The organism is Robbsia andropogonis (assembly GCF_000970345.1).
Classification (GTDB): domain Bacteria; phylum Pseudomonadota; class Gammaproteobacteria; order Burkholderiales; family Burkholderiaceae; genus Robbsia; species Robbsia andropogonis.
The window spans coordinates 98270-116024 of the sequence record NZ_LAQU01000003.1 but is presented as its reverse complement, the minus strand read 5'-3'; the positions used below and the strand labels follow the sequence as shown (position 1 = coordinate 116024).

Genomic DNA, 17755 nt, shown 5'->3' with positions numbered 1-17755 from the left:
GCTCACGCGTGCCGTACCAGCGATGATGTTTGCATTCTGCTTCGTGTCGCTGGGCGTTGGTGTCATGACGCCCGCCTCGGCGCATGCCGGTACGATCGCGGTCCAACGGGCCTCATTGCAGGCTGATGCGGCGGGCGGCTGGAACCTGGACGCACGTTTCGATTTCACGTTGAACAATAGTTTGACGGATGCGGTCAGCAAGGGGATTCCGCTGTATTTCCGCACCGAGTTCACGTTGACACGTCCGCGATGGTATTGGTTCGACGATCAGGCGGTTACGGCCTCACAGACGGTACGTCTGTCCTTTCAACCGTTGACGCGCGAATATCGTGTTTCAACCACCGGTGACAGCTTGTATCTATCGTTACCAACGCTTGAACAGGCGTTGGCGGTGATCAAGCACGTGGTGGCCTGGAAGGTGATCGACAAGCACGATGTGGCACCGGGCGAGCACTACGTCGCGGCAGTCCGAATGGAGCTGGATATCTCGCAGATGCCAAAGCCGTTCCAGATCGATGCGGTCAACAATAGCGACTGGACCTTGTCTTCGGATTGGTCCCGCTTTGATTTCAGTACGGCCGATCATGAAAAGTAGCGTCGATCTGCGGACTCTGCTGGTTCGGGTGCTGGTCACGACGGTTGCGTTGACCGCTACGCTGCTGCTCGTGCTACTGGCACTCGCGAGCGCGAACACCGAATTCTTCGATCGATACTATTCGTGGCTCTACACGGCAAACGTCGCGGTCGCCTTCGTCTTCCTGGTGGTGACGGTGGCGCTGGTGTGCCTGATTGCCGTACGCTTGCGGCAGGGGAAATTCGGTACCCGCCTGCTGGCCAAAATCGCGATCTTTTTTGCACTGGTGGGTGTCCTGCCAGGTGGCATCATCTACCTTGTGTCATTGCAATTCGCGTCGCGCAGTATCGAGTCCTGGTTTGACGTCAATGTAGAGACCGCGCTCGATTCGGGACTGGCGCTGGGGCGCGGCATGCTGGACAACTCGCTGAGCGATCTGCAGGCAAAGGGCCGCACGATGGCGGACCAGTTGGCGGCTGCCGGCGAGTCGAACACGACGTTGACGCTGCTACGCCTGCGGGATCAATTCAATATTCAGCAGGCGCAGGTCATCTCACGCGCGGTGCCGATGTCCACGCCGATGTCGACGCAGCCCCTGTCCCTGCATTATGTGCAGCAACCCGCGCTGCGGATCTTGGCCGAGGCGAACCAGACGATCCAGCCGCCGCGCATTGATGAATTACCGAACCAGCAAATGCTGGCGGTGGTGAGCAGCGGCAAGGTTTACGCGGCCACCGAAGGCGACATCGATGCGGCCAGTGAAAAGGGCGTGCTGCGGATGCGCGTGTTGATGCGCATCCCGTATTATCAGCGCCAGACGCAGGGGGACGACCGATATCTGCAACTGATCCAGCCGGTTTCGCCTACCTTGGCACGTAATGCAGAAGCGGTCCAACGAGCGTATCGGGAATATCAGGAAAAGTCGTTGGGCCGTACCGGCTTGCGCAAAATGTATATCGGCACGCTGACGCTGGCGCTGTTCCTTGCCACCTTTATCGGCATCATGTTGGCGCTCGTGCTCGGCAATCAGTTGGCGCGCCCCTTGTTCCTGCTGGCGCGGGGTACAGAGGAAGTGGCGCGCGGCGACTACACACCGAAGCATGAGATCAAGTCCAACGACGAGCTGGGCTTTCTGACACAGATGTTCAATGCAATGACACGCCAGTTGTCGGAAGCGCAGGGGGCGGTCGAGGCGAATCGTCTCGCGCTGGAGGAGTCCAAAGCCTATCTGGAAAGCATCCTGGCGAACCTCACGGCCGGCGTATTCGTGTTTGATTGGCAGTTCCGTCTGACGACCGCCAACCCAGGCGCGGATCGTATTTTCCGCAAACCCTTCCAGGAGCAACTGGGCAAGACGCTGTTTGAGATCGAAGGTCTGGCAGACTTCGGCGTGATGGTACGCAAGGCGTTTGCTGATCGCGAGGCGGCGGATCGCGTGGCGATGGAGCGCGAGACCGGCAATGATGGCAATCACGATGGCAGCCGCAAGGACAAATACGGCGATAACCGCGACGGCGTCGAGATAGATGGCCATACCGCCACGGCGGAATCGGATGCGGACGGCGGCCAGCTTGGCGGTGATCACCTCGCCCAGGCCGCCGCGGCAGTCGCGGTGTCGATGGCGGCAGAGGATCGTCCGCGTGTGGGATTGGACCCGCGTGGTCCCGTTGGCCACTGGCAGCAGCAATTCGCCATTCCGGTGGCCGGGGAAACCGAGCCGTTGACGCTGCTGGTACGTGGTACGCGTCTGTTGAGCGCGTTGGGTAACGCCGCGACCGCCGGCTATGTGGTGGTGTTCGACGATATTTCGGACGTGATTTCGGCACAGCGTTCCGTGGCATGGGGTGAGGTCGCGCGGCGTCTTGCACATGAGATCAAGAATCCGTTGACGCCCATTCAACTGTCAGCCGAGCGTTTGCAGATGAAGCTGTCGCCCAAATTGGATCAGACGGATGCGGACGTTTTGAAGCGAGGTGCCACGACAATCGTCAATCAAGTGGCTGCGATGAAGCGCATGGTCGATGACTTCCGCGAATACGCACGTACCCCACCGGCTGTGTTGCAACCGCTTCAATTGAACGATCTCGTAGCCGAAGTCATGACGCTCTATGGCGTTGATGATGGCAAAGGCGCCATCACGGTTTCGCTGGAGCAGTTACCTGCAATTAAAGGCGACGCAACGCAGCTTCGGCAAGTGATTCATAATCTATTGCAGAATGCTCAGGACGCGGTGGCGGATGCCCCACGGCCGCAAGTCACAATTGAGACGCGCCCGGTAGAATATGGAGACGCGGATGAGCATGGCAACCGCAGAATGGCCGTACGTCTTGCCGTATCGGACAACGGTCCCGGTTTCCCTGCGCGTATCCTGACGCGTGCCTTCGAGCCCTACGTGACAACGAAGGCAAAAGGCACGGGTCTTGGATTGGCGATGGTCAAGAAGATCGTCGATGAGCATGGTGGCCGTATCGATATTCGAAATCGTGGCCGCATGGGGCAAGAAGGCGTGGCTGGGGCGCAGGTGTCGATCCTGTTCCTGCAATTGGACGACGCGGCGTCTGAACCCAGGCAGCATGGCAGTGAGGATGGGCATGCATCGCAGGCGAAAGCAATTGCGCATACAAGGGTAGGGTAAATGGCAACCATTCTGGTAGTGGATGACGAAATGGGTATCCGGGAATTGCTCTCGGAAATTCTTGGCGACGAAGGTCATGCAGTAGACCAGGCCGAGAATGCTCAGCAAGCACGTTTGTATCGGCAAAAATCGACGCCGGACTTGGTGCTGCTGGACATCTGGATGCCCGATACGGATGGCGTGACGTTGCTGAAGGAATGGGCGGCGCAAGGGCAATTGACCATGCCGGTCATCATGATGTCCGGTCACGCGACGATTGATACGGCCGTGGAGGCGACGAAGATCGGTGCGCTGAACTTCCTCGAGAAGCCGATTGCATTGCAGAAGCTGCTGAAGGCGGTGGAACAGGGGCTTGCGCGGGGTGCCGCGCCGACTCCCGCGCCCGCTTCGCCTACGGCAGCCCCGACGACGGTGCCGTCCTTTGCACCAGCGTCGCCTGCATACGCGTCGGCATCGCCCGCGCCCGCTTCTGCATCGCTGGTCGGCAACGGAACGATTGGCTCGGGGCATGCGTTGGCGTCCGGTGCATCCGGGCAGACACCGGGCTTGGGTGGCACCTCGAGCGGGACGCCTCTGTTGCAGGGCGAGCCGCTGACGCCACAGCAGACTCGGCTCGCGGCCATGACGTTCGATATCCCGTTACGGGAGGCGCGCGACGCGTTTGAACGGGCCTATTTCGAATATCACCTGGCTCGTGAGAACGGCAGCATGACGCGCGTCGCCGAAAAGACCGGTCTGGAGCGAACACACTTGTACCGGAAGATGCGGCACTTGGGCGTGGACCTGTCACGGAACAAGGGCGGCGGTCAGGAGTGATGCGCGGAGCACGCAGGATTGCCTATGCCGCGACAAGCGCCGCATAGGCAATCCGGACGGCATTTTGCATGGAATTACTTGACGGTTACGGGTATTGCGCATATACTCTTTTCTCTCGTGGCCCGGTAGCTCAGTTGGTAGAGCAGCGGATTGAAAATCCGCGTGTCGATGGTTCGATTCCGTCCCAGGCCACCACGAAATTTCTGATGCTCTTTTCGAAGGGCGGATGGTAAAAAAGGCGACCCGAAAAGGTCGCCTTTTTGTTTTCAGCAGGGCGTCGATGTCGATGTCGATGTCGATGTCGATGTCGATGTCGATGTCGATGTCGATGGCAGCAGCCGTCGCTGCGCCACCTCAAGACTTCGTTCCCGCCGCCACCATTTCCCGAATCCGCGCCATGAGTGCTTCGACCGTGAACGGCTTGGTCATCACTTGCATGCCGGGCTCCAGGTGACCATTGCCAATCACCGAGTTCTCCGCATAACCGGTGATGAACAATACCTGCAGATCAGGACGCGATTGACGCCCCGCGTCGGCCATCTGCCGGCCATTCATGCCACCAGGCAGGCCGACATCGCTGACCAGCAGATCGATACGGACGTTCGACTGCAAGATCTTCAGACCCGCCGCACTGTCCGCGGCTTCGATAACCGTATAGCCGAGGTCGTCGAGCACATCGGTGATCAGCATGCGAACGCTTGGTTCATCGTCGACGATCAACACGGTTTCTCCCGCCTCGGCCGTTTCGATCGGCTCCGTCGTGGGCGTCACCGTCTCATCAAGCACATCGCCATAAAAGCGTGGCAGATAGATGCAGACGGTCGTGCCTTGCCCTACTTCCGAATAAATCCGGACCTGTCCTCCGGACTGCTTCGCAAAGCCGTAGATCATCGACAAGCCGAGGCCGGTACCCTGGCCGATCGGCTTGGTGGTGAAGAACGGATCGAAGGCCTTCGCCATCACATCGGGCGTCATGCCGGTGCCGGTATCGGTCACGCACAGGGACAGGTACTGACCCTCCGGCATGTCATGCGTCTGCGCGGCATTGCGGTCGAGCCATTTGTTGGCGGTCTCCACGGTGATGCGGCCACCTTCCGGCATGGCGTCTCGCGCATTGATGCAGAGGTTCAGCAACGCATTTTCCAACTGCCCGGCGTCCACCAGCGCCGGCCACAATGCCGTGGCGCCCACCGCCTCGACAATGATGCCGGGACCCACGGTACGTTGGATCAGGTCGGTCATGCCATTGACCAGCGCGTTGACGTCGGTGGGCCGTGGATCGAGCGTCTGTCTGCGCGAGAAGGCCAGAAGACGATGCGTCAACGCCGCGGCGCGGCGGACCGCACCTTGCGCCGCGACCACGTATTTGTCGACATCCGCGAGGCGGCCCTGGCTTAATCGTATCGAGAGCATCTGCAATGAGCCCGAGATGCCCGCTAGTAGATTGTTGAAGTCGTGCGCAAGTCCGCCGGTCAGATGCCCGACCGCTTCCATCTTCTGCGACTGGCGAAGTTGTTCCTCTGCCCGCATCAGTTCCGCGGTGCGCTCCGCCACGCGTTGTTCAAGCGTTTCGTTCAGCGCACGAAGCGATGCCGACGCCCGATCGCGCTCTTCTTCCACCGCACGCCGTTGCCCGACGTCCAGCAACACGCCCGGAAAACTCAACGGCGTGCCATCCGGCCCGTGATCCACGCGCCCGTTCGCCTCGATCCAGTGATACTTTCCATCGCGACGCCGTACACGGTACTGATGGGCATAAGGGCCGCCGCGTCGGATGGCCGAATTGATGGCGTCGGCAAGGCCGGTCTGGTCATCGGGGTGTACGGATGCGACGATCTGCGCACGCCTCAGGCCGCTACGGCCGAGCGCCGGATCCAGACCGCAGGCCTCGGCAAATGCCTGGTCCACGGTGAAGCGGTCGTTCGGCAAATCCCATAACCAGGTGCCAATGATCGCGCCGGCCGACAGCGCCAATTGCACGCGCTCGATGTTTTCCCGTGCAATGGCCTCACTTGCCCGCAGCGCCGCTTCGCTTTGCTTGCGTGCGGTGATATCGCGAAATAGCACCGACACCTGCTTGTCGCTTTCCGGTTCCACCCGGACCGCCGAGACTTCGATATGTCGTCCCGCTGTCTTGAAATATCGCTCGAAGCGGATCGGCGTGCCGGTACGCAGGACGCCGCCATAAAGTGCAAGCCATTGATCGGCGTCGACCGGGTCGATTTCGCGTAGCGTCTTGCCCAGCACATTGGCAATGCCGGTGTGCCTTTCATAGCCTGAGTTCGCCTGCACGTGCCGGTAGTCGCTCAGTGGGCCATGCGGTCCATCGAAGAATTCGATGATGCAGAAGCCTTCGTCAATCGAGTCGAACAAGGCCCGATAACGCGCCTCCGCGAGATCGAGCGCTTGCGTGGCGGTATGTTCGGTCGTTCGGTCACGCAGCACCTTGACGTAACCGTGATGCTGCCCGGTGTCATCACGTAGCGGCGAAATCTCGCCGCTCGCCCAGAAGCGCGTACCGCCACGCCGCTCGTGCCAGCGCTCGTCCTTGCCGCTGTCCTGGGCAAGGGCCGCACGCATTTCTCGTTCAGGCGTGCCTGCCGCGCGATCCTCTTTCGTGAAGATCATCGCAAGCGGCTTGCCGATCATCTCGGCGCTGGTCCATCCGAAAACGGACGTCGCACCGGCACTCCAATCCGTGATGGCGCCGGAAAGATCGGTCACGATAATCGCGTAGTCGCTGGCACTGTCGACGATCGCGCGATGACGTGCGCGTTCCGCCGCGGCGCTCACCAACGCGCGGTCCCCGGATGTCTCGGTCCGTGTGTCCGGCGTGTCGCGCTGCCCGGCGAGGCGTGCCGTCTCAATATCGAATGCGTCTGTCATTTATTAGAATAGGTAATGGGTACAGCGCGCGAACGACGAAAAGCGCCACCTATCCTAGTGTACTGGGAAACGTATGGCCCACGCTGGTCAAGGCAGCAGGCATCCGATGATCGATGCCGGGTGGACGTCGCCTCTTTGCAAACGCGCCTCCAATGGGCGCCACAGCAAGCCGATCAGTTTTGTCAGCCGCGCGCTGGTCGACCATCGCGCCGCGAAGAGAGCCACCGGCGCACGGTCCGGTGCGTCCGGTGCCATGCATATCGCCGCCGCCGGACCTCCCGGCGCATCGCAAAGCCACGAACAGACGCGGTCCGGCTCCCAGCCGCGCGAATGCGTCTCGTAAAAAGCGTCGAGTTCCGCCGGCATCAACGCCAAGCGATAGGGCAGGACCGCTGCGTCGGTGGAGGCGATCCCGCGCCCGTGGTCCGAGTGGTGCGTGCGAAACAGGCAAGCGGCCTGGTTTTCCGCCGCCGTCGCGCCGTCATGCCGGCCAAATCGGTCGGTGTTACCCTCTGCGATGCCGTCTCGCATCACTCGTTGGGCGGCGGCGTGGCACGTAAAGTACGCCGGTGCGTGACTGAAGCCCTGGAGCAACGTCGGCAACCCCGTGCCATTGGAGAGTGACGCCATATCGGCGGTACCGTCGCGATGCAGCGCACCGTCGAACATGGCCCACCATCGGCGCACGAAAGCGCTATTCGCAGGGGCTGCCAGAAACCAGTTCTCCAGCATCGGAAACGCCGCATCCTGTGTGCGTTCGCGATTGAAATAACCGATCAGGTCTGGTCGATGCCGCGCGGCAAGCGTATCGATGAAATGGAGAGGCGCGTGCATCAACGTGCTGGCATCCAGCCATACGCCGCCATGCGTTGCCAACACGGCGAGCCGCACCCAGTCGGACTGTACCTGCGGCGGCCAGTGGCGAAATCCCTCCGGTAATGCAGGCAGTTCGTCCGGCAATGTATCCGGATGCAGTATGGTGATGCGCTTATCGGGATGGTGATGACGCCAACTTCGCAAGCACGCCTGGACCACGAGCGGCAACGACGCGTCATGCCAATAGGTCCAGAACAGCGGGGGAATGGGGGCCGTGTCTCGCGGGGGGCTGTCGTCGTGTTCCGATGACCACAGCAGCAACGGTACGGTAAGCGGGGCGCGGGTATCCGTCGCGCATGTCGTTGTCGCCCGAGGCGCGCCGCGCACGTTAGCCATGGTCCGACGGCGGCGTCTCCACCGCGTGCACCACAGTCAGGCTGCCGTCACGATAGACAAGCCACTCATGCGCCGGCGCGAAGAATTCCGCGCGTTGATTCGGCTGCAACGATTGCGCCAGGTCCAGCAGGCAGGTGGGATCGTAATACCGCAGTAAGGAAATGGAACCATCAGGCAGCGCGACGTCGAGACGTGATGTCAGGTCTTCTTTCAGGTCGGCGAATTCGCGTGCACTGATCAGCCAGACCAGGCCGATCGCGGTTTCACCGAGTTTTTGCAGCAGCGCGATATTCGGCGCCGATGCCTGATCGATTTTCAGCAGCCAGGGTCCGGCATCGGCAATTGCCGTGTCAACTGTCTGATCGAACAACGCCACGCTACCTGCATCGTGCACCGGCACGCTGCCCGTGACTTCCTGCACGCTCGCGCCGGCGACCAGCGCATAGAGCCGGAAAGTCCTTGGGTCGCGGGAGTACAGAGCGAAAAGGCGCTGATTGATCGCGTCTAGCATGGTTCGTTTTCCTGAGCGGGCAAGGCGACGTCCCGGCGAGATCCACAATTAATCCAATGTAGCATAGTGAGATAACGCAGCCTTGCTCACGCCGCCTTGGGGAAGACTTTAAAGGGGGGATGGATACGGCCCATGATCCCTTAGTCCCGCGCCAGTCCGTTGGCGAGACGTTGCAGGAACACGCAGCAGGCTTCCATTTGCGAGATGGCGACAAACTCGTCGGCCTTGTGCGCCTGGTCGATCGAGCCCGGTCCGCAGATCAGTGTCGGCACGCCGATCTCCTGATACAAACCGCCTTCGGTGCCGAACGCAACGGTGTGATCGGCGAGCGCCGCGAAGCCGAGCGCATGCGAGCACAAGGACTTCAACTGGCGCGCCGGCGCATCGTTGTCGTTACGCAAGCCAGGGTAGGCGGACAACTGCGTGAAGGCGATATCGGCCCCGTTATAGGTGGCCTGCATGTCGGCCAGTAATTGCTTCAAAGCGAATGCCTTCAGCTTGGCGACATGGGTATCGGCACTGTCCTCGGGCAAGTAGCGGATCTCAAAATCGAAATCGCATTGGTCGGGTACGACATTGACAGCTACGCCGCCGCGGATCGTGCCGGTCTGGATCGTTGTGTAGGATGGTGCGAATGCGTCGTTGAACGGCCCGTCACGCCGGATGCCGGCGCCAATGCCGCGTAGATGACTGACCAGTTCCGCCGCGTATTCGATGGCGTTGACGCCGGTCTCGGGTTGCGACGAATGTCCGGCCAGACCGCGTACGCCGCAGCGATAGCTGTGTTTGCCCTTGTGCGCCATCGCAACCCGCATGCCGGTGGGCTCACCGATGATGCAACCGATCGGTTTTGCCGCATCGACGGCCAATTCCGCCAACAGGTCGCGAATACCGACGCACCCGATCTCCTCGTCATAGCTGACTGCGATATGCAGCGGAATCGCGTTGATCGTGTCCTTGAAGAACGGCACGCATGCCAGCACGCAAGCGATATACCCTTTCATGTCGGCAGCGCCCCGTCCGACGAGCAGGCCATCGCGTTCGATCAGCGTGAACGGGTCGCTCGTCCAGGGCTGGCCGGTGACCGGCACCACATCGGCGTGACCCGAAAGGCAGATGCCGCCGCGGTCGGTCGGTCCGATTGTCGCGTATAAATTCGCGCGGGTGCCGTCGGCATGCGCCACGAGGCGGCTGGTGATGCCCTGGCTTTCCAGGTAGTCGCGGATATACGTGATCAGCGGGAGATTCGGCTGGCGGCTGATGGTGGGAAACGCGACGAGGTCACGCAGGATGCGTTTTGCCGTGGCGACAATCTCGGCGGTGCGTGCTTGTATCGCCGGGGCGTGCGATGCCACGGGTGCATGCGCGGCATCGATGGTCGTGGACGTACTGTCGAGGGAGGAATGCATGGCCTGGCTCACGATGGTGTGGAAGCGGGATGGGGCTTGCCGGGCGTTTGTGATTCGGCAAACGCGCGACGCAATTGGTCGAGTGCATCGGTATCGGTGCGCTCGAAACGCAAAGGCGTGACCGATACATACCCCTCGTGTACCGAGGCGGTTTCGCTATCGGGCAGCGCGTCCTCGCCGTTGCGGCGGAAGCGCAGCCAATAATAAGGGACGAGGCGTGGGTCCTCCTTCACCTCTACTTCCATGCCGCGCACCAGTCCCGCGCCCTGGCGGGTCAGGCGGATGCCTTTCGCCTGCTCGGGACGCACGGCCGGGAAGTTCACATTCAGGCACACGCCAGGCTGCCACGGCAATGCCAGCAACTGTCGGACGACATCGGCGCCCAAGGTGCGTGCCGTGTCCCAACTCAGCGGATTCGGTTGCCGATACGTCTGGCTCATTGCAAAGGCGCGCAGACCCAGTAGCGTCGCCGTCATTGCCGCGCCCACGGTGCCGGAAAACACCGTCTCCACACCAAGGTTGCCGCCGCGGTTTACTCCCGACAACACCAGATCCGGTTTCACGCCGCCCATCAGCGCCTGTGCCATCACCACGCAGTCTCCTGGCGTGCCCGTCACGCCAAAGCGCCGCTCGCCGCGCGGGATGGCCCGCAACGGCGCATGCAGACTGACCGAGTGCGAGGTGCCGCTCTGATCCGTTTCCGGGGCAACCACCCAGACCTCATCGGCGATCTGCGCCGCGATATCAGTCATGACCGCCAAGCCAGGGGCATCGATGCCGTCATCGTTCGTCAACAGGACGCATTTCAGGCGAGGTGCCGAGGACAGGAGCTGCTGGGTGCGTGATGTAACGAAATCGCGGGGGACGTCAAGCGGCTGAAACGTGTCGGGCATGGGGCGAGCCTTATCGGAAAACGGTGGCCAGCGCGGCAATGCGAGCATGAACGGCAGGCCCGAAGCACTGGGATGATGTCGACATTTTACCGCAGTGGTGTGCCCCTCAGTCCGTCTTACGACGCTAAACATTTGAAATCAGCCGGGATTTCCCTATAATTACAGGTTCGCCTCGCGTGCCATTCCTCTCGAACGTCCTGCAATTCGTCCACCGATCGCGACGACATTGCCAGCCCTTCCGCCATGGTGGACCGTGGGCCGGACCGCCAAATAAAATCGATACCCATGCCGAAGACTGACACTGCTCCCGCCCCGCGCCGGTCCGATTCGTCCGACGTGGCCTTGCGCCCCGTTCGGGGAACCGATGGCCTCGCAAACGAGGGGGCGCTGGTGCTGTTTTCCGGTGGTCAGGATTCGGCAACCTGCCTGGCCTGGGCATTGCAGCGCTTTGCCCGCGTGGAGACGATTGGTTTCGACTACGGCCAACGCCATAAGATCGAACTGACTTGTCGCAGCGCCTTCCGGGCCCAATTGCTGGCCGCCGGCGTGCGTGAAACGACCGCCGGCGATGTGGAAGGGGCGGCGAAAGCGGATGCGGCAACGACGACCGCCGGTGGCGGGCTCGATACCGCCAGCGCGTCCGGCTTGAACAGCATGACTGGATCCAACGCGGCGGCATCCGTCGCCCCGGTCGCCATGAGGGCGTTTGACGGCTGGACCGGGCGCCTGGGCGTTGACCATATGATCGACTTGTCGATGCTCGGTCAGATCAGCGACACCGCGATGACGCGGGACATCGCGATCGAGGCCCGGGATGACGGCTTGCCGAATACCTTCGTGCCAGGACGCAACCTGCTGTTCTTGACGGTGGCGGCCACGATCGCCTACCGGCGCGGTCTGCGGGTGCTGGTGGGCGGCATGTGCGAGACCGACTACTCCGGCTACCCCGACTGCCGCGACGATACGCTGAAGGCACTGCAGATCGCGTTGAACCTGGGCATGGATCGCCGCATGGTGCTGCAGACGCCGCTGATGTGGCTCGACAAAGCCGCCACGTGGGCCCTTGCCGAGCAGATGGGCGGCACGCCGCTGGTCGAGCTGGTGCGGGATCATACGCACACCTGCTATGTGGGGGACCGGACGCATTTTCATCCGTGGGGCTATGGGTGCGGCAACTGCCCCGCGTGCCAGTTGCGCGCAAACGGTTATGCGGCCTACCAGGCCGAGCGCGCCGTTTCACGACAGGACGGTCAGGGCCATTAAATGACGTACTCGGTCAAGGAAGTTTTCCATACCTTGCAGGGCGAAGGGGCGAATGCCGGTCGTCCGGCGGTGTTCTGCCGTTTTTCCGGCTGCAATCTCTGGACGGGCCGCGAAGCGGATCGCGCGGAGGCGGTCTGCCAGTTCTGTGATACGGATTTCGTCGGAACCGATGGCGAAAATGGGGGCAAATACCGCACGCCTGCCGATCTGGTCGCCGTCGTTGCCGGGCTGTGGCCCGAGGGAGAGGGGCAGCGCTTTATCGTATGCACCGGCGGCGAACCGCTGTTGCAATTGGATGCCGCATTGATCGATGCATTGCATCAGGCCGGTTTTACGATCGCCATCGAGACCAACGGCACGATTCCGGTGCCTGACGGGATAGATTGGGTCTGTGTCAGCCCGAAGATGGGATCGACCCTGGTCGTTACGCGCGGCGATGAGCTGAAAGTGGTGGTGCCCCAGCCGAACCAGGTGTTGGCGCAATACCTGGCGCTGGATTTCACCTATTTTCTGGTCCAGCCGATGGACGGGCCATCACGTGACATGAATACGCGTCTGGCAATCGACTGGTGCAAGCGACATCCGCGCTGGTGGCTGTCGATGCAAACGCACAAATACTTGAATATCGCCTGAGCGCATGCTGGCGCGGCGAATCGACGGATACCCATTGTGATACGAATTACACGCCGTTTGGAATTTGATGCCGGTCATCGGATTCCGGATCATCGCAGCCAGTGCCGTAATCTGCATGGCCATCGCTACGTCCTCGAACTGACGCTGGAAGGCGAGGTCGTCGAGGAAAGCGGGTCTCCGGAATGCGGGATGGTCATGGATTTCGCCGACGTCAAGTCATTGGCCAACGCGCATCTGGTGGACCGCTGGGACCACGCTTTTCTCGTCTACCAAGGCGACGAGGCAGTGATGCGGTTCCTCGAGACGCTGCCCGGTCATAAGACGGTGGTCATCGATCGTATTCCGACGGTCGAAAACCTGGCGCAGTGGGCCTATGAAACATTGGCACCGGTCTACGATGGCCATTACGGGCGGGCACTGCGCCTGATCCGCGTGCGTCTCTATGAAACGCCGAATTGCTGGGCTGACGCCGGACCGAAGCTGGAGGGTTGATCGCCAGACGGCTTCCCTGACGCATTGCCCCGTCAGTTGATCATGTGGTTCAGATAGTGGTCCATGGACAGTCCCAGGCCGGGCGCGGTTCGACGAGCGTATTCTATTTGGCGGGGTGATCGATTCCTTCCATGCCGGGCACGCGGCGTGCTTGTTTAAGCAGGCCCACACATGGAGGCAATAATGACCTACGCGACGACGCAATCGACGAAGCAGGATCACGCCCGCAATATAGCCGCGGCCTTGAAGAAAGACGAAATCGACCCGAACAAGCATGAAAACCCGGATCGCGACAATCTGAGTACAGATCACCGCTTGGATAAGGACTTGGAGGAGACGTTCCCGGCAAGCGACGCCCCGGCCACGGGTGGCGTGACCAAGATCGGCACCGATGGTGAGGAAACCGGCAAGCCGCGCCATCAGGACGAGAAAAAGGCTGGACGGAGCGCGTAATGGGCACGACGCATTCACACTCCAAGAGCGTGCCGTCCGAGCTGCCGGAGGACGTCGTGCCACGCGGTGTCGACCTGGACAATGATGTCGGCAGCGACAGCACTGTCGACACGGATGGCAAGAATCGCGACGCACGCCGCCAGGCGGCTGACGCGGCGTCGGGAACGGGCGGCGGCCTGGACCGCCAGCATGATAACGAAGTGGTGAGCAACGCGACGTTGCAAAACGCGGTGCGGACCCCGCCAACAGGATTAGCGGGGATCGATAGTCGTCCGGATGGCGCGTCTGCTGGCGTGCTCGCGGCGCCTGGTAGCCATGTGGTGGACGTTGGGTTCGTCGAAGCGTCAGGGTTGTACGAAACAGCCGGTGATGACTCCGATACCGATGCAACGGAAGGCGCGAGGAAGCGTCTCGAACATATCCCGCAAAACCATACGCGCGTGGGTCACAACATCAAGTTCGAGCCGGACACGGACGTGAAGTCGCCCCGCTCGGAGCCGTGACGGGTGGCATCTGTTGCGGCCTGCCGGACCCGCAGCCGCGCACAATTGCGCTAGGTCTGGGCGGCGTGCGTTTCCGTCCGCGTCGCTTGGTGCCCGTCTAGCGCCGGATGTTCTTGCGCTGATTGGCTACGCTCATCACCATGCCGACCGCAACGCCCAGCGTGACCAGCGCCGTCCCGCCATAACTCATGAATGGCAGCGGCACGCCGACAACCGGCAAGATGCCGCTTACCATCCCGATATTGACGAAGGCATAGGTAAAGAACGTCAACGACAGCGCCCCGGCCAGCAATCGTCCGAACATTGTCGCGCCACGCGAGGCGACAATCAGGCTTCGGACGATCAGCAGGGTGTACATCGCCAACAGCAGCAGACCACCAACCAGGCCAAATTCTTCCGAATACACGGCGAAAATGAAGTCCGTGTGTTTTTCTGGAATGAACTCCAGATGCGCCTGCGTACCCTTTAGCCAGCCTTCCCCGCGAGGACCGCCCGAGCCGATGGCGATCACGGCCTGGATTGTGTGGAAACCCCTGCCAAGCGGATCGGACGTCGGATCAAGCAGCGTACAGACACGATGTTTCTGGTAGTCATGCATCATCGGCCAATTCACACCGGGCTGGCAGATACGATCCTCGTTGATCAGTACTGCGCCGATGGCAACGACCCCGACCAGCATCACGGGCAAAATCAGCTTCCAGCTCAGTCCTGCAAAGTAGATGACAAACAGGCCGGCTGCAAAGACCAGCATCGCCGTACCCAGATCGGGCTGTTTCGCAATCAGGCCGACCGGTAGCGCCAGCAATAACAGCGCGACGCCGTGATCCCACCATCGGATGGCCCCCTCACGCAATTGGTAGTACCAGGCCAGCATCAATGGCATGCCGATCTTCATCAACTCCGAAGGCTGAATCACCACGCCCACGTTCAACCAGCGTTTTGCCCCTTTGCGGGTTAGTCCGAACAGGGCCACGGCGACCAATAAGGCGACCCCGAACGTATACAGCGGTACCGCGAAACGCATCAGTGTCTGGGGCGGTACGTGCGCAATCGCCCACATCAGGATAAAGGTCAGCAGGACATTGCGGACCTGGTCGGTGACACGCGACGGCATGTCGATACTGGCGCTATAGAGGGTGATCAGACCGGTGCATACCAGTAGGAACACGAACAGTGCCAGCGGCTTGTCGAAGGCCATCAGGGACCGCCAACCGCGGTCGAACCAGGCACGAACTTCGGGAGACATGCGCGAAATCCTCTCGATGGGCGAAGCGATGGGCCTCGCCGGAATGGTGCTTAGTCGGCAACGCCTTCGGGTTTTTGTTCCGCCGGCTTCGGCGGGGCGGGTGGTGGCTCTTTCTGCGGTCGATCCACGTCGTGCTCACCCGCAGCGGAGGCGGCTGATAGCGCCGCGGCATCCGATGCGGCATCCAGGTTGAAGGCGGGCGAAGCCGCGGCGAGCGAGGCCGGCAACGCCGCGGCTGCCGGCGACTCTTCCTGTCCGCCGATGACAGGGGTGGTCCCGCCGACGGTCGCGGATGCCGCGGCGACAACAGCGGCCGCCTCGGCACCCGGCTTGAAGCGGTCCACCATATAGTAGTCCAGCACCTTGCGCGCCACCGGTCCCGCCGTTTGCGCACCCCAGCCACCGTTCTCGACGATCAGCGCCAGCGCGATCTGCGGATCCTTGGCAGGCGCGTACGCCACGAACAATGCGTGGTCCCGTAGCCGTTCCGGGACCATATGCGCCTTGTACTTCGAATCCTGCGCGACCGTGAATACTTGCGCGGTACCGGTCTTTGCCGCCACGGTGTACGGCGCGCCCACGAATACCGCCTTCGCCGTCCCTTCAGTGACCACGCCCTGTAGCGCGCGTTTGACGATATCAAAGTCGGATTGCGGCAGGTTGATCTTGTAGCTCGGCTTGGGCACCGTCAGCGTGACCTGATGCGTGATGGGGTCCTCGATCTCTTTCACGAGGTGGGGTTTCATCACCACGCCGTCGTTCGCCAGAGTCGAGATGGCATGGGCTAGCTGCAGGATCGTGAACGAGTTATAGCCCTGGCCAATGCCCAGGCTGACCGTTTCACCGTCGTACCAACGTTGCTGCGCTGGCTTTCGGTAGGCTTTCATCTTCCAGTCGGTGGAGGGCAGCACGCCAGTGGCCTCGCCTTGAATATCGATACCTGTCTTCTGGCCGAAGCCCCACGGTCGCATGAAGTCGGCGATCGCGTTGACGCCCAGGTCATGCGCGAGCATGAAGAAGTACGTATCGTTCGATACCACCAGCGCGCGATACATATTGACCCAGCCCTGGCCGGTAATCACGTCGTTGCGGAACTTGTGGCCGCCCAGCATGTAAAAGCCGGGGTCCTGGAACCCCCAGTCCGGCGTGCGCTTGTGCAAGCCCAGCGCGGCCAGCGCCATGAACGGCTTATACGTGGAGCCCGGCGGGTAGGTCCCGCGCAACGGCCGGTCGAGCAAGGGATGGTCCGGCGAATTGTTCAGTTCGTCCCAATTCTGCTGATCGATGCCATCGACGAACAGGTTCGGATCAAAACTCGGTGCGGAGACGAACGCCAGGATGTCGCCGGTTTTGGGTTCGATGGCCACCAGTGCACCACGCCGGCCGGCGAAGGCCTGTTCGGCCACCTGCTGCAGGCCGATATCGAGTGACAGCACCAGATTGTCACCGGGCTTTGCCGGCGAACGCGACAGCGTGCGCACGGGGCGGCCGCCTGCTGTGACTTCCACTTCCTCGAAACCGGTCGTCCCATGCAACTGGGTTTCGTAGCTTTGCTCGACACCGATCTTGCCGATGTAGTCGGTGCCGCGATAGTTGTTCGCATCAAGCCGCGGATCGTAGTGATCGGGGTCGTTGTCATTCTCCTCGCTGCGCTGTTCGATCCGTTCCTGATCGCGCTGCGAAATGCGGCCGATATACCCGATTACATGCGCGGCGGTGGGCCCGAGTGGATATTGCCGGAACAGCCGCGCGCGCACCTCGACGCCGGGAAAGCGATAGCGCTGCGCCACGAAGCGCGCGACGTCGTCATCGCTGAGCCGAGTCAGGATCGGTAAACTCTCGAAATTCTTCGAGTCTTCCTGCAATTTACGGAAGCGTCTCCGCGCCCGTGCATCGATCGGTTCGAAGGCAGCGAGTTCGTCAATGACCTCGGGCAGCGGCCGATCCAGCTTCGATGGCGTGATTTCCAGCGTGTAGGCGGAGTAATTGCGCGCCAGGATGACGCCGTTACGGTCCGTGATGATGCCGCGGTTAGGCACGATGGGCGCAACCGAGATACGGTTTTCCCGTGCCTGCAAGGCGTAATGCGGATAGCGCATGACCTGCAGGTAAAAGAAGCGGCTGGCGAGCAGGCCGAAACAGATCAGCACGAAGGCCGCCGCGGCGAAGATGCGCAAGCGGAAACGTCGGGCTTCGGTTTCGGCGTTATGAAAGTCGGTCATCCCGCTA

Annotated in this window: 14 protein-coding genes, 1 tRNA gene and 2 pseudogenes; 10 read left to right on the top strand and 7 right to left on the bottom strand. The window is 61.6% G+C overall.

Translation table 11 applies throughout. The features are described from left to right. Nucleotides 1-22 precede the first annotated feature (22 nt). The 4 genes from WM40_RS04150 to WM40_RS04135 all read left to right on the top strand — a co-directional run bounded on the left by WM40_RS04150 (nucleotide 23) and on the right by WM40_RS04135 (nucleotide 4220). The gene (locus tag WM40_RS04150) at nucleotides 23-595 is read left to right on the top strand and encodes a DUF4390 domain-containing protein (protein WP_036009765.1); all 573 of its coding nucleotides are present in this window, start codon (nucleotides 23-25) and stop codon (nucleotides 593-595) included. Then, nucleotides 585-3209 (top strand): sensor histidine kinase, encoded by a 2625-nt coding sequence (locus WM40_RS31125; RefSeq protein WP_024903466.1) that lies wholly within the window; start codon nucleotides 585-587, stop codon nucleotides 3207-3209. The genes WM40_RS04150 and WM40_RS31125 overlap by 11 nt, the downstream gene beginning before the upstream one ends. Next, nucleotides 3210-4025 carry a response regulator gene (locus WM40_RS04140; RefSeq protein ID WP_046152238.1) on the top strand — a complete coding sequence of 272 codons (816 nt, stop codon included), beginning with the start codon at nucleotides 3210-3212 and terminating at the stop codon, nucleotides 4023-4025. Nucleotides 4026-4144: 119 nt separating this feature from the next. Next, nucleotides 4145-4220, top strand: a tRNA-Phe gene (locus WM40_RS04135). 159 nt (nucleotides 4221-4379) lie between these two features. Here the strand turns inward: WM40_RS04135 and WM40_RS04130 are convergent. The 5 genes from WM40_RS04130 to surE form a co-directional block, all read right to left on the bottom strand. Beyond that, the gene (locus tag WM40_RS04130; RefSeq protein WP_024903464.1) at nucleotides 4380-6911 is read right to left on the bottom strand and encodes a PAS domain S-box protein; all 2532 of its coding nucleotides are present in this window, start codon (nucleotides 6909-6911) and stop codon (nucleotides 4380-4382) included. Nucleotides 6912-6998: 87 nt separating this feature from the next. Continuing rightward, complete coding sequence (locus WM40_RS04125) at nucleotides 6999-8123, bottom strand: glycosyltransferase family 32 protein (protein ID WP_024903463.1); 1125 nt, start codon at nucleotides 8121-8123, stop codon at nucleotides 6999-7001. After that, the gene (locus tag WM40_RS04120) at nucleotides 8116-8634 is read right to left on the bottom strand and encodes a DUF4123 domain-containing protein (RefSeq protein WP_024903462.1); all 519 of its coding nucleotides are present in this window, start codon (nucleotides 8632-8634) and stop codon (nucleotides 8116-8118) included. The genes WM40_RS04125 and WM40_RS04120 overlap by 8 nt, the downstream gene beginning before the upstream one ends. 140 nt (nucleotides 8635-8774) lie before the next feature. After that, nucleotides 8775-10043 (bottom strand): acetylornithine deacetylase, encoded by a 1269-nt coding sequence (gene argE, locus WM40_RS04115; protein WP_024903461.1) that lies wholly within the window; start codon nucleotides 10041-10043, stop codon nucleotides 8775-8777. 8 nt (nucleotides 10044-10051) lie between these two features. Then, entirely contained in the window at nucleotides 10052-10936 is an 885-nt protein-coding gene (gene surE, locus WM40_RS04110) for a 5'/3'-nucleotidase SurE (RefSeq protein WP_082102423.1), read from the bottom strand. 342 nt (nucleotides 10937-11278) lie between these two features. Here surE and WM40_RS32400 point away from each other — a divergent pair. The 6 genes and pseudogenes from WM40_RS32400 to WM40_RS04085 form a co-directional block, all read left to right on the top strand. Beyond that, nucleotides 11279-11491 (top strand): annotated as a pseudogene (locus WM40_RS32400) (7-cyano-7-deazaguanine synthase); the annotation flags it as partial. 150 nt (nucleotides 11492-11641) lie between these two features. Then, nucleotides 11642-12199, top strand: a pseudogene (locus WM40_RS32395) (7-cyano-7-deazaguanine synthase); the annotation flags it as partial. Further along, nucleotides 12200-12832 carry a 7-carboxy-7-deazaguanine synthase gene (gene queE, locus WM40_RS04100; RefSeq protein WP_024903458.1) on the top strand — a complete coding sequence of 211 codons (633 nt, stop codon included), beginning with the start codon at nucleotides 12200-12202 and terminating at the stop codon, nucleotides 12830-12832. Nucleotides 12833-12868: 36 nt separating this feature from the next. Beyond that, nucleotides 12869-13324, top strand: coding sequence for a 6-carboxytetrahydropterin synthase QueD (gene queD, locus WM40_RS04095; RefSeq protein ID WP_024903457.1), 456 nt, complete (start codon nucleotides 12869-12871; stop codon nucleotides 13322-13324). Nucleotides 13325-13507: 183 nt separating this feature from the next. Continuing rightward, entirely contained in the window at nucleotides 13508-13777 is a 270-nt protein-coding gene (locus WM40_RS04090) for a hypothetical protein (protein WP_024903456.1), read from the top strand. Next, entirely contained in the window at nucleotides 13777-14280 is a 504-nt protein-coding gene (locus WM40_RS04085) for a DUF3005 domain-containing protein (RefSeq protein ID WP_024903455.1), read from the top strand. Before WM40_RS04090 ends, WM40_RS04085 begins: the two co-directional genes overlap by 1 nt. A gap of 97 nt (nucleotides 14281-14377) precedes the next feature. Here the strand turns inward: WM40_RS04085 and rodA are convergent, their stop codons facing one another. Then, entirely contained in the window at nucleotides 14378-15526 is a 1149-nt protein-coding gene (gene rodA, locus WM40_RS04080) for a rod shape-determining protein RodA (RefSeq protein ID WP_024903454.1), read from the bottom strand. A 50-nt stretch (nucleotides 15527-15576) separates the two neighbouring features. Further along, a complete protein-coding gene (gene mrdA, locus WM40_RS04075; protein WP_082102422.1) occupies nucleotides 15577-17748 on the bottom strand; it encodes a penicillin-binding protein 2 in 2172 nt (723 codons plus the stop codon). Nucleotides 17749-17755 lie beyond the last annotated feature (7 nt).

Bases quoted from the DNA above. Each gene is read 5' to 3' on its own strand.
- WM40_RS04140 (WP_046152238.1), top strand. From the start codon at position 3,210: ATGGCAACCATTCTGGTAGTGGATGACGAAATGGGTATCCGGGAATTG.
- WM40_RS31125 (WP_024903466.1), top strand. From the start codon at position 585: ATGAAAAGTAGCGTCGATCTGCGGACTCTGCTGGTTCGGGTGCTGGTC.
- queE (WP_024903458.1), top strand. From the start codon at position 12,200: ATGACGTACTCGGTCAAGGAAGTTTTCCATACCTTGCAGGGCGAAGGG.
- WM40_RS04130 (WP_024903464.1), bottom strand. From the start codon at position 6,911: ATGACAGACGCATTCGATATTGAGACGGCACGCCTCGCCGGGCAGCGC.
- WM40_RS04125 (WP_024903463.1), bottom strand. From the start codon at position 8,123: ATGGCTAACGTGCGCGGCGCGCCTCGGGCGACAACGACATGCGCGACG.
- mrdA (WP_082102422.1), bottom strand. From the start codon at position 17,748: ATGACCGACTTTCATAACGCCGAAACCGAAGCCCGACGTTTCCGCTTG.
- argE (WP_024903461.1), bottom strand. From the start codon at position 10,043: ATGCATTCCTCCCTCGACAGTACGTCCACGACCATCGATGCCGCGCAT.
- surE (WP_082102423.1), bottom strand. From the start codon at position 10,936: ATGCCCGACACGTTTCAGCCGCTTGACGTCCCCCGCGATTTCGTTACA.
- WM40_RS04150 (WP_036009765.1), top strand. From the start codon at position 23: ATGATGTTTGCATTCTGCTTCGTGTCGCTGGGCGTTGGTGTCATGACG.
- WM40_RS04120 (WP_024903462.1), bottom strand. From the start codon at position 8,634: ATGCTAGACGCGATCAATCAGCGCCTTTTCGCTCTGTACTCCCGCGAC.
- WM40_RS04085 (WP_024903455.1), top strand. From the start codon at position 13,777: ATGGGCACGACGCATTCACACTCCAAGAGCGTGCCGTCCGAGCTGCCG.
- rodA (WP_024903454.1), bottom strand. From the start codon at position 15,526: ATGTCTCCCGAAGTTCGTGCCTGGTTCGACCGCGGTTGGCGGTCCCTG.
- WM40_RS04090 (WP_024903456.1), top strand. From the start codon at position 13,508: ATGACCTACGCGACGACGCAATCGACGAAGCAGGATCACGCCCGCAAT.